This is a genomic window from Pseudoalteromonas sp. SG41-2 (assembly GCF_014164535.1).
Classification (GTDB): Bacteria; Pseudomonadota; Gammaproteobacteria; order Enterobacterales; family Alteromonadaceae; genus Pseudoalteromonas; species Pseudoalteromonas rhizosphaerae.
In genome coordinates this window covers 1-11,573 of the sequence record NZ_JACJFK010000051.1, presented here as the reverse complement: position 1 = coordinate 11,573, position 11,573 = coordinate 1, and the positions used below count along the sequence as shown (strand labels likewise).

At 39.6% G+C, this 11,573-nt stretch carries 8 protein-coding genes; 2 read left to right on the top strand and 6 right to left on the bottom strand.

Annotation, left to right across the window (positions count from 1 at the left end):
- Positions 1-121 precede the first annotated feature (121 nt).
- The 3 genes from H5186_RS21860 to radA all read right to left on the bottom strand — a co-directional run bounded on the left by H5186_RS21860 (position 122) and on the right by radA (position 5,273).
- Positions 122-1,783 carry a hypothetical protein gene (locus tag H5186_RS21860; protein WP_182794985.1) on the bottom strand — a complete coding sequence of 554 codons (1,662 nt, stop codon included), beginning with the start codon at positions 1,781-1,783 and terminating at the stop codon, positions 122-124.
- A gap of 1,013 nt (positions 1,784-2,796) precedes the next feature.
- Entirely contained in the window at positions 2,797-3,729 is a 933-nt protein-coding gene (locus tag H5186_RS21855) for a hypothetical protein (RefSeq protein ID WP_182762616.1), read from the bottom strand.
- A 158-nt stretch (positions 3,730-3,887) separates the two neighbouring features.
- Positions 3,888-5,273, bottom strand: a complete 1,386-nt coding sequence (gene radA, locus H5186_RS21850) for a DNA repair protein RadA (protein ID WP_145235514.1) — start codon at positions 5,271-5,273, stop codon at positions 3,888-3,890.
- A 374-nt stretch (positions 5,274-5,647) separates the two neighbouring features.
- On the opposite strand from radA, the gene H5186_RS21845 reads away from it, so the two are divergent.
- A complete protein-coding gene (locus H5186_RS21845; RefSeq protein WP_182794984.1) occupies positions 5,648-8,134 on the top strand; it encodes a PilZ domain-containing protein in 2,487 nt (828 codons plus the stop codon).
- A 5-nt stretch (positions 8,135-8,139) separates the two neighbouring features.
- Here the strand turns inward: H5186_RS21845 and serB are convergent, their stop codons facing one another.
- The gene (serB, locus tag H5186_RS21840; protein ID WP_182794983.1) at positions 8,140-9,153 is read right to left on the bottom strand and encodes a phosphoserine phosphatase SerB; all 1,014 of its coding nucleotides are present in this window, start codon (positions 9,151-9,153) and stop codon (positions 8,140-8,142) included.
- Positions 9,154-9,449: 296 nt separating this feature from the next.
- Here serB and H5186_RS21835 point away from each other — a divergent pair, with 296 nt between their 5' ends.
- On the top strand, positions 9,450-10,070 hold the full coding sequence (locus H5186_RS21835) for an AhpA/YtjB family protein (RefSeq protein ID WP_182740876.1): 621 nt from the start codon (positions 9,450-9,452) through the stop codon (positions 10,068-10,070).
- On the opposite strand, the gene H5186_RS21830 is transcribed toward H5186_RS21835, so the two are convergent.
- Together H5186_RS21830 and pdxH are read right to left on the bottom strand one after the other, a co-directional pair.
- Positions 10,037-10,810, bottom strand: a complete 774-nt coding sequence (locus H5186_RS21830) for a TatD family hydrolase (protein WP_182759226.1) — start codon at positions 10,808-10,810, stop codon at positions 10,037-10,039. The two genes, H5186_RS21835 and H5186_RS21830, sit on opposite strands and share 34 nt — an antisense overlap.
- Positions 10,811-10,816: 6 nt before the next feature.
- A complete protein-coding gene (gene pdxH, locus H5186_RS21825) occupies positions 10,817-11,455 on the bottom strand; it encodes a pyridoxamine 5'-phosphate oxidase (RefSeq protein WP_145235507.1) in 639 nt (212 codons plus the stop codon).
- Between the last annotated feature and the right edge of the window lie 118 nt (positions 11,456-11,573).

The window sequence follows — 11,573 nt, the reverse complement described above, 5'->3', positions numbered from 1 at the left end:
AAGGTTTAGTGTCACTGAGAGGTATTTGGATCAATATTCATTACGGGAGATGAACCGCCCATTGCGGACCCGCATGATGGGTGGTGTGGGGGCTGGAGGTTAGAGACCTCCGGCTACCCGATTAGCTCTCTTTCATTTCGCCAGAGGTACATACCGTTATGAAATAAGCCAATAAATCTACTGATTTGGCTAATATGCCTTCAAATACTGAAATCAAATCCTTGCTACCAATTTCAAACTCAGTTGCAATTTTTTTGTAATTGCTGCCCTTTCTGTGAGCTGAGCTACTAGAGCGAAGGTTTTGAAGCTTCCTTAAAAATTGAATATGATTTTCATACTCTTCTATTGAATTATTTTTGAGAGCAGTTTCTAAGCGAGATATACCACCTTTTATACTTCCTCTCGATTCTTTTTCAATAAATTTATTTAATTGTTTCTCGTTTAAAGAATCTATGAGGACTTTGGTAAGACCCAGAACGAGATCATCAAAATCACGTTGTTCGTTTGTTGATGGAATTCTTAGGCATTCAAAGTGATGACTATCTTCATCATTTAAGGGGAGTAATAAACTCCATCCCAAGTTATCAGTACTAACTTTTTGTAATTCAGAATATTTAGATTTAAAAACATGCTCTAAGCGATCTGAGTCAGTAAATTGTGCCATTATTTGGCGTTTAAAATAAGTTTCGCTTACACCACCAGATGGCGGTACATTGTATGACCTCCAATGTAATTGTTCTTCATATGGAAGATCTCTACCTAAATCACCCAGCCAAACACACACCTTGCCATCATGATGATTATCTATCTGAAGCCCCCACAAACTTGCGCAGCTCAGGTTAGAGTCACTAACTGAATATTTACTTGGTTTTCCATAGTATTTATCCAACACCTCTTTTTTAAAGTGGACTGCTGTTAGATAGTTTGGTGCTTCTGGGTTTGCACCGAAAAAGTTGGATAGAAAGTCAGGGTTTGAATTGTATAATACATCATCTCCTACTTCATCCGAGTCTATAATGAAGTCAACATATTTCTTTGGTTCTTCTTTAGTGAACCCATATAAGCCACTTTTTGATTTAGGAAATGGGGTTATAAGCTTTTTACCCAGCAATCTCGAAAACGCTTGATGTTCACTAACACCACCAAAATCACCATATGCAAGTGTCCATATATGAAACTCAGTTTCTTCGGATGATTCGTCTCCTTCAAGAGATAGTTCCTTTTCAGAAGCTCGTGAGTGCTCTCTACAATCAAACTGGATTGATAAAAACATCTCTTTTATGGCGAGAAACTGTTTCAACTCCTTTGAGCGTATTCGTATATGATTTGAATTTATCTCAATAACAATTGTTTCATTGCCATCATCATCAATTTTTATATATTTATTATTAACTTGATCATGATATAGATTGTGAAATAACCGGAACTCTTCAGATATTTCCTGATAGTCATCTTTGAAACCATGAAAATCTCTACAGATAACTAAAGGCTCAATACCATTATCACTCCCGAACCTGTGATATTCAGGAGTTTCCACACCTTCATCATAATATACACAAGAACCCGGAACCCCTGACCCAATGCTCAAATCCCATGTATAATTTGAGAGAACGTCTTTCTTTTGATCTATCGGAACTAGGGCACAATAAATACCATAATTATGATCTCCACTTCCATAGTCAGAGAAATAGACAGTCAACATTTCTGTTGGTTTTGGTTCATGAAGGATGGAATCAAGCATTTTTTGCTGTGATAACCGTTCTTTTTCTTTTTCAATATTCATATTTAATACAATGTTGAATTTTTGTTGTGAGAGCTAACGCCCGCCTAACACGCAATGTGTTGGCATGGCTTTTTGCGTTGTTTGCCAAAACCATGACAACTTAACATTGTCGGAGTTTAGGCGCTTGTTAGGTAACGGCATCAATGAATTGTCCGCGTGCCATTCCAAGTAAACATACAAGGCACGCCTTCGAAACATTTATATTTAATATGATAGTACCCCGAACCATAAGACCAAACTTTAAATAGATTTTCATTTTGTTCGATAGCATCGACTTTATCATGATCAATTTTAAGAGTTTTGCCTGTATTAATTTGTTCAACAAAATGTGGAATGCCTTTCGACAATTTTGTCAAAAGAGCTTCACATAAATTCGCCTCACAGTTTTTGAAAGTGGGCTTGTCCGCGTATGCACTTACGGAATAAATAGACAAAATTAATAACCAGATTCTCATAGTTACCTAACAGCTTATTCAAAGGATCTAAACCCACAAGTTGCAGACAGAAAATCCTTTGAGTTTTTTAATACTTTCAGTCTAACTCTGTATCTAAATGTAAATCAAGGGATTTATCTTTGTTGTTATTTTGTTATTGTAAATCACAAGAAATAAACCCGCGAGTTGTTAAAAAAAATCAAAACTGTTTATGAATACAGGAAAATAAAGCAGATAAAGATACGCGTGTCGCTCATGTTCCTGAATATGGGAGCAAACAACAGCTTGATTATTCAATGAGTTATTATCCTAAACCTATATCAACGTCAGTTTCCCACTTGAAACAATCTCTAAACTTTAATTTTCACCGTTGGGTTTCGTTGCTCTGAACCACAACCTACGATAATAAATTTTACGCCGACCTGCTTTGGTTTTTCCTAGTTCCTAGCGCCTAAATACTAGTCCCTCTCCCGAATCGCCAATAAAAAAGCGCGAGATTATCTCGCGCTTTAAAATTACTCAAAACTGTATTTTGTCTTAAAATTACCGCTTAAGACTTACAACTTATAGCTCTACGATCTATTCGCCCTTCGCTTTTAAATTTATAAACTCTGCTAATTCTTCTGGTTGCCCCATTAGGGTGAAGATCTGTTGGTTAATTTCGGTCATGGTTTGCCCTTCTGGCAAGCTTGCTGACACGGTTAATGAGCTTAAGCCTTGCGTGAAGTTTTTAATCGCTTCACTCAGCTCCTCGCTGACTGGCGCTTGTTGTAGCTGCATGTTGACCATTTGCTGCATTTGCTCCAGCGTCATACCTTGCTTTTCAAGCGTTTGTTCGACGAGTGCTTTAAATTCACCTTCGTTATTGAGGGCAATTTCGATGCTGCGTGGTTCAAGCTCTGCAAGCGCCTCCATTAGTAAGGTTTGTTGCTGTAATTGCTGCTCTAAAGTCGGCTGTTGACTACCTAGTTGTTGCTGCATTTTGCTCAGCGCCAATGAAGCATTCATCAATGCGGTTGACTTTGCTAGACCGAGGTTAAAATTAAGGCCTACAATATTTTTAGCATTAAGCGCAAAGTCGATATCACTATCACCTGATTTTTCATCATAGTTCATCAATGTATGAAGATCATAACTAGCAGCAGCGAGTTTATTGTTAGCGTCTGGTGGTAACTGCGCTAAAAAATGCTCACTGAAGGTAAAGTTTTTTATGCTCAACTCGGTACGAGGAGCAATTTTATCTACTTCGTATCCCGCCACTTCAATGCTCGCAATATTAGCAACCGGCTGCTGATCAAACCCAGTGATTTGCATATTTGATATTTCAACACTTTGCCCAAGCACGCTGGCCGAAATATCTTCATAACTGGCTGTTACACCCATTTGCTGGCTCATTAATGCAAGCTGACGATCAACTTCTACTTTAACTTCTTGAGTCAGTGCATGATTTGCATAGCTAACACCACCGATAGCCGCAACGACAACAACAGCAACAATTGCGAGTTTTTTCATTCTATTTCCTTATTACGATTTCTATTATCACCGTTGTTATTTAGCTTAGTCTCTAACGGCTTTAGACTTAAGATTTTGCTAAGCGTATCATTCAATAATACCTTTGATAAGGCCTAGCATAAGTAAGTGCAAATTGATTTGCACTTTTTTGAGCGTGGCTAATTAATTAAACTTAGCAGTTCATGCACTGTTTTAACTGGGGTTATTTTAGCGCCCAGCCCTTCCATTGATTTATGGTAATTACGAAATGGAATAAATATTTCGGTAAAACCATGTTGGGCAGCTTCTTTAACGCGTGGCACGCCACTGTCGATTGGCCGTACGTCACCGTTTAAACTCAGCTCCCCCATTATGCAGGTGGTACGCGGTACAACAAACTCATTTAAGCTACTGAGTAAGGCAGTCACTAAGGCTAAATCGATACAGGTTTCGGTTTCATCAATTCTCAGCCCGCCAACAATATTAAAAAACGTATCATGAAAGATTTTGGTTTTAGTGTGCTTGCGTAAAATACCAGTGAGCATTTTTATTCGGTTCATATTTAAACCTACGCACACTCGCTGTGGAAACTCCGCCTCGGTTTCGGTGGTTAAACATTGTATTTCGAGCAACAAGTTGCGGTTACCTTTTCGAATACAAGTAATGGTTGAACCGGGTGAGTCGGTACTTGATCCCGATAAAAATATTTCACTGGGGTTATCAACACTTAGCATACCGCGTTCGCACATTCTAAAAATGCCTACAGTATCAATGTCACCAAAGCGGTTTTTATTGGCGCGCAAGGTACGTATTTGCCCATCGTTCGTGTCGATATGTAATAACGCATCAACAATATGCACTAAAGTTTGCGGCCCCGCTATTTCATTATTTTTATTTACGTGGGCAATAATAAACATAGTGACGTCATTTTGCTTGCAGTACTGTGTAAGCGCTTGCGCGGCACTTTTAACTTGTGACGGTGAGCCTGGGCTGCCGTTTGCGGTATCAGTAACAACTGCTTGAATAGAATCGATTACTGCAAACTTGATGTTATTTTTTTCAAGCTCTTCGATAATGGTTTCAACACTGGTTTCTGATAACAAATACAATTCGTCTGGGTTGTAATCGAGTTTTAAGCGATTAACACGGTTTTTAAATTGCGATAACGACTCTTCTGCGGTGCAGTAAAGTGATGGCATACGCTGTGACATGCGCGCGACTAAATCCGATAATAAAGTCGTTTTACCTGCTCCGGGATCGCCAGAAATAATATTCACAGAACCTGTGGTCACGCCACCTGATAATACTCGGTCAAGTTCACCAATACCGGTTAGTTGCTTTTCGGCTTCGGTGGTTGCGATGTCATTAATTTTTTTCGAGCCACCGCCAACGCCACCAGCATAGCCGCCAACAACGCTGCGCGTTGCTGCTTTTTTAGTTTGCCCTGCTGAGGGCTTAAATTCGGCTAAGGTATTCCATGCGCCGCAGCGACACTGTCCTTGCCAGCGTTGGTAGTTCATTCCGCATTCGGTGCAAACAAACTCTATTTTTGCCGCTTTTGCCATTAACTTTTGCCTACCTTCGTCATTTTGAAATCATTTATGTCCATACTAGGATGATCTTTAATTTATTGGTTGCGTTATGGTGCGCTGAATATTGACCTTGCCAATAAGGCAATTCAACGCCACAATCGAGATATATAAAAAAGCAAGGTTTATCACTTTTACTTTAGGGCATACTTTTTGCTTAATCTTTTGAGCTTGGGCTTTTTTGATTAATAAACTAAAGTAATGAGCCATTTATTTGGCAATCTCATAATAATAAAAATTAAAGATGGTAACTCATTACACCCCACATGCTGCGAACCAGCAACCAAGTGAGTGTGTAAATACATGTGCAGTATACCAACTTTTTAGAATAGACGGTGATGGTTTTATAAATGACTGAAGACACTCTGCTTAAATATGAAAGTTTAGTTGATGAGCTTAAATCATATTTAGGTAATGCCAAATTTGACACGATCTTTAAATCGAAGACAGCGGGTTTAACAAAACCTGAGCAGTTCTTGATCAAGATGGAAATGTCGCGCTTGTCACAACCTATCGCCCGCTTTATTGATTTACGCGGCCAAGTAACAGGCCAAGTTAAACCTTATGAGTATGAAGGCAAACAACACTTTATGGATGAAACCGCCATTGCGGTATTTGAACAAGCCATAGAACGTCATGGTGGTTATACCCTTGCTGTTTACGAAGCAGTAATGAACACCGATAATAACCATCGTGTAATGCAAAAAAAAGCTGCTGAACAAGCTAAGCAACCTGAGTTACAGAATGAACAAAAATTAGATTGCCAAGTTATTAAATTTGCCTCTTATGAAAGTCGCCGTGAAGAACGGATGAACTATTCAATCAAAATCACTGTAGAACTCAGCAAAGATAACACCATTGCAGCAACCACCTCAGATATCTCTTTAAGTGGCGCAAAAATAAAGCTCTCACCGCGCTATCAAGTCAAAAAAGGGCAGTTATTAGGACTGCGCCTAGTTGGTCTTGAGCAAGATTTTGAATTAGGTTTAAAAAACGGTATTCAATATGAAGTTGTTGCAGTTGAGAAAATCTCTTCGGAATTTAATCACATTCGCTTAAAACGTACTTTTATAGAAAATAACGAAAAATTTGATGAGTTTTTAGAAAGTTTTATTCACGGCAATAAGCGTCGTTATAAAGTAAATTTAGATAACACCTTAGATGCAGTCGTCTCAAAAGGCTATGAGCAGTATTATATTCCCCGTGTTACCTCGTTATTTACTTTTTTTAGTTTGCAAAACGATAAACTCTACCCAAGTTTAGTGCTGACCACTGAAAACAATATCTTTATTCAGCGTTATTTTTGTGATGAGCGAAAGTTGTCATGTTTATACACCATTTTAAATCAGCAACGCTTAGCTCAGTTATTAAGTAACCCAGCCCCAGTTAAAGAAGAGTATTTATATACCTTTACGCACGTGGTTGCTGGAAAAGTATATTATTACTCAGCAACGCGCACTGAGTTGACTGCAGAGCCGCAATTAAGCGCATTATTTTTTGGTTTTGGTAGTCAAAAAGAAAGCTGGCAATGCTTTAAAGTACAGTTAATGCCAAGCCATCCTGAAGATTCATATATTCCGTTGAGCTTGCCAAATACCGCCGGCAAAGATATTGAAAAATTGAACAAGCCACCAACGCCTCGCGTACAAGGAATGATCAAAGACGTAAAATATCTTGTGATTTTAACCGCTGTAGGAACAGACGCTGAACAAACCCATTACCAAAGCTTTAGTTACGACAAAAGTATAGTTAATCAGCTCAAGCGCTTTGGTCACGGTAAACATAAAACCCCACCAAAGCTTGAAACCGTTGATTTAGAGTATGTAAATCTTCGCTCACATAAACGCTACTTGTATAAAACAGATGTAGTATTAACAACTCAGGATGAGCAAACACATACCGCTCATAGTCGTGATTTTTCGATAATGGGTTTGCAAATTGAGTGTGACCAACCGGTTACTTTTCAAAAAGGTGAAGTTGTTGAATTAAGCTTGCCTGAGCTGCAAAAAATAACCAAGAAGCATACGCTGAGTAAATTAAAGTACGAAGTGATGGCGGTTAGTAAATCGTTTACCACTATCAACTTAAAAGCCTTACGTATTGCTGATAACCCACACGAAGGGGTAAAGTTTTTTACGCAATTAATTGAAAATAATAAAGATAAATTAAAAGTATCTGAAGAAGCGCCAAAGGTGCCAGGATTATCGACAGCGCTGCGAAATATGGTAACTAAAAGTGTTTGCCAATTTCCGTTTTATTTACATAAAGAAGCTACACATTTTAAAACAGGAGCTATCGGTCAAGGCTTGTACCCTAGCCCATTGCATATCATTTTACAAAACTATGGCTTGCTTAATAATACCACCAGCATTGATGCTTTTTTATCGCCAGAGCAACTCAATGGCGTGATCACACCGCTTATAAAAGATCGCAGCCGTCAAGATCCACCGTTACCTTTCACTTTATTTATTCGTTTTGATCCTAAAAAATCAACCATTGAAGACGCTATAAAAAGCAAGTGCAGTGCTGGCGAAGATTATGCCCCACAGTTACTCTTTTTAAAGAAAGGTCTTAAATCTGAGTTGCTCTTTATAATGCGTATTTATATTTCACGCACTGGCCGCCCTGATACTGATTATTTATCTAACGAACTAAAATACGTAAGCCAATATGCATTGCATAAAGCAAAAGATCTTGAAGAGGCACTGTGGGCAGTCACAGGTGTTGGTGACATGGTTGATGTAACAGATGAAACGCTTAGTCATTTGGACTTTACCGCAGAGCTGGTAGAACAAATGAATAAGCGCAAACAGATTTGGCTTAAACGGCTAACTTAAATCTGTTACTTAACAACAGGAATAGTTAGTAAATATAACAATTGTAATAGCGAGCCTTGGCAAATTGCAGCTTGGGCTTGTTCAACAACTTTAGGTTTACCGTGTACGGCAACACCGAGTCCTGCCGCAGCCATCATGGTCAAATCATTCGCACCATCACCAATCGCCACTGTTTGTTGCGTAGGTAAATTTAATCGTTGCTGTAATTGGCTCAACACCACGGCTTTTTGCTGCGCATCAACAATCGTGCCTAGCACTTTACCTGTTAACTTATTATCTTTAAATTCCAAAACATTGGCATGTACTTCGTCTAGTTCAAGCAGTTCTTGCACTTGTTCAGCAAACGGTACAAAGCCACCGGAGGCAATGGCTAAATACCAATTATGCTGTTTTAGCACTTGGCATAGTGCTTTGATCCCTGGCATTAATGGTAAACTATTTTTTAGTTCATCAATTAAGCTTTGCTCAATACCCGCAAGTTTAGCGACTCGTTGATGTAAGCTTTCACTAAAATCTAACTTACCAGCCATCGCTTGTGCGGTTACCGCAGCGACATCATCATATACATCAGCAAGCCTTGCGATTTCGTCAATACATTCAATCGTAATGGCGGTTGAGTCCATATCCATGACTAATAAACCGGGCTTAGTTAAAATCGGTGGCTTACTAACTTGTACAAGTTGAAATCCCAATGGATGAGCAAATTCATTCAGTACCAAAGGATTAATGCTTGGACTTGGTGTCTCGCTGTAAAAACACAGTGCGGGGCTTAAGTTTGGCTCTGGTTGATAACGACAAAATGCACTGACAATAAACTGCTGCTGAGCTAAAAAGTTAATTATATTAGCTAGTTGTTGGCCGCTAAAGTCCCCTGCAAAAGCAATACTAAACATTCCTTGCGGATCAGTTGGTAAGCTTGTTGGTACTAATAAAGCATCTTGATAGTGATACCACATACCTAACGACAACTGTGCCGATAACTGCTCTGATGAAAGGCTCGCAAAGCGCTCCAATGTCATGATAACTCCAAAAATGATACTAATGTCTCCCCTGTAAAATAACAATTATATCAATCGTGTTAGGTTATTGGTCATTTATAGCGACGGATAAATAGAGTGATAACAAGGCATAAACTTTGATATGTAGTTGTTCTACATAAAAAATTATAACGCCGTTAGCGCTTTATTTAGCACGCTAGAAAGGCTAAATATTTAAGTCGATTGGTATTAATTCGCCATAAAGGGGGATTTAAGGTTATAGTTACGCTTAGTTGTAACATCAAAAACAAAAGCTGTCAGCAGCGTAAACGGTGACTATGAAAAATAACCATCTTAAAGACCCTATTTCAGCATCTCTTAGGCAACGCCTAGTGCGATTAAGTATTGCTGCGGCATGCTTTGTATTGCTGACTTGGGTTGCTGTTAATGGTAGTTTTCAAAGCCACCAGTTGCTTTATGATAGTGCCGACAGCACAGCAAAAAGCTTAACTCGTTTTATGGCTCTCAATGCCAAAACGCCGCTACTTGAAAAAAACAAACCTGAATTAACAGCCTTATGTAACAGCATAAGCAAAGATGAGTTTGTACTGGCTGCAACGATTTATGATCAGCAAGGCATACTTATCGCCAGTAGTGATAATTGGCAAGCTCACCATATTTTAGGTAAGCTGCCCAACTCCACTCCGGGTATTAGTAAACTTAAAACCCCGTTTGTTGAACCGATAATCAGTGATGACGATCGCCCACTAGGATTTGTTGCAATAACTTACTTGACCCGCTCAGCAGTAGCAACCAGTCATAGCAGCTTTCATGACTTAGGCCGCCAAGTATTACTAATGCTAGTGATAACCTGCATTTTTACTTGGCAATTAGGCCGTGGTTTAAAGCGCTGGCAAGTAAATCGTTATATCCGAAAAAGTTCTGAGCACGAATCATAAAGCTGCTTTTGAAAACCAGCCTTATAAGGTGTTGTGATCTGCTTTAATTGACATAACTGCTCAAACACTAGGGGTAACTGTAACGGCGTGTTTATTTGCCCTTGAAAGCCCGCTAACGGCATTGCAGGTGCATCTGTTTCAAGTAGTAAGTGCTCCGGTGCTATGTGAGCAACAACGGAACGTGTTTTTTGTGCTCGCTGATAAGTGATCACCCCGCCCACCCCGAGTTTAAAACCCTGTTTAATATAATACTGTGCTTGTTGTAATGAGCCTGAAAAAGCATGTATAACACCACCATATTTTGGCTTACAGCGCTTAAATGACTGTGCAATAAGGTCATGGCTTTGTCGATGATGCACAATCAATGGCAATTCAAGCTGATTAGCAAGATCGATATGGTGCTCAAATATCTGAGTTTGCAAAACAATATCGTCAATACTGCGGTCAATACCACACTCGCCAATAGCGACCAATTGCTGGCGATGTTGCACAGTAAACTCAGTCAGTTTGGCTAAATGACTGTGGTGATATTCTGCTAAAAAGTAAGGATGTAAACCTGCACCGATGCGCACTGCAGAATGCTGTTTAGCAAAAGCGCATAAAGAAAGAGATTGTGCCAAAGTGATCCCCGGCACGATCAATTTTTCGATCCCCAGCTGCTGACATTGCTGAATTAGCTTGGTGCGGGTGGCATCAAATTCAGTAAAATCTAAATGGCAGTGGGAATCAATAAACGCCATAATAAACTATGGGTTTAAACGCGTTATTTGCCAGCTGTTATCAGCTTGACGCTGATATATAAAACGGTCATGCAGGCGGTGTGCACCACCTTGCCAAAACTCAATTTTTGTTGGCACAACACAGTATCCCCCCCAAAAATCTGGCAATGGTATTTCGCCTTTAGCAAACTTGGTTTTCATATTAGCAAAAGTTTCCATCAACACTTTACGCGATGATACAGGACGGCTTTGCTTTGAAGCCCATGCAGCTAACTGGCTTTCTTTGGGACGTGACAAAAAGTACTTGGCAACCGCTGAAGTTGGCAGTGGTTGTGCTTCACCATAAACAATCACTTGGCGCTCCATATGGTGCCACGGAAAATGCAAAGAGATTTTATTATTGCCTTTAAGCTCTTGTGCTTTACGCGAGCCGGTATTGGTAAAAAACACAAACCCGTTATCATCAAGATGCTTTAACAACACAATACGTTGCGAAGGCTGACCGGTTTCATCAACCGTTGCCACCACCATCGCCGTTGGATCTGGCAGCTTACTAGCTACCGCATGCTCAAGCCAGGTTTCAAATTGCTTGAATGGATCATCAAGTAAATTCTCTTCGCTCAGAGCATCTTGCAAATACTCACGACGGATATCTTCAAGTTTCATAAAATTCCCTCTAGGTTCTAGGTTCTCCTGGTTTTCAATGAATTCTTTAACCTCATCCGCCACGGTAATAGCACTTTGCGGGCCGATTCGGTACACATCAATAAACGCGGCTTGTTTA

What these genes read in the sequence shown, in the direction of transcription:
- H5186_RS21860 (WP_182794985.1), bottom strand. Translation starts at nt 1,783, where the DNA reads ATGAATATTGAAAAAGAAAAAGAACGGTTATCACAGCAAAAAATGCTT.
- pdxH (WP_145235507.1), bottom strand. Translation starts at nt 11,455, where the DNA reads ATGAAACTTGAAGATATCCGTCGTGAGTATTTGCAAGATGCTCTGAGC.
- serB (WP_182794983.1), bottom strand. Translation starts at nt 9,153, where the DNA reads ATGACATTGGAGCGCTTTGCGAGCCTTTCATCAGAGCAGTTATCGGCA.
- H5186_RS21855 (WP_182762616.1), bottom strand. Translation starts at nt 3,729, where the DNA reads ATGAAAAAACTCGCAATTGTTGCTGTTGTTGTCGTTGCGGCTATCGGT.
- radA (WP_145235514.1), bottom strand. Translation starts at nt 5,273, where the DNA reads ATGGCAAAAGCGGCAAAAATAGAGTTTGTTTGCACCGAATGCGGAATG.
- H5186_RS21845 (WP_182794984.1), top strand. Translation starts at nt 5,648, where the DNA reads ATGACTGAAGACACTCTGCTTAAATATGAAAGTTTAGTTGATGAGCTT.
- H5186_RS21835 (WP_182740876.1), top strand. Translation starts at nt 9,450, where the DNA reads ATGAAAAATAACCATCTTAAAGACCCTATTTCAGCATCTCTTAGGCAA.
- H5186_RS21830 (WP_182759226.1), bottom strand. Translation starts at nt 10,810, where the DNA reads ATGGCGTTTATTGATTCCCACTGCCATTTAGATTTTACTGAATTTGAT.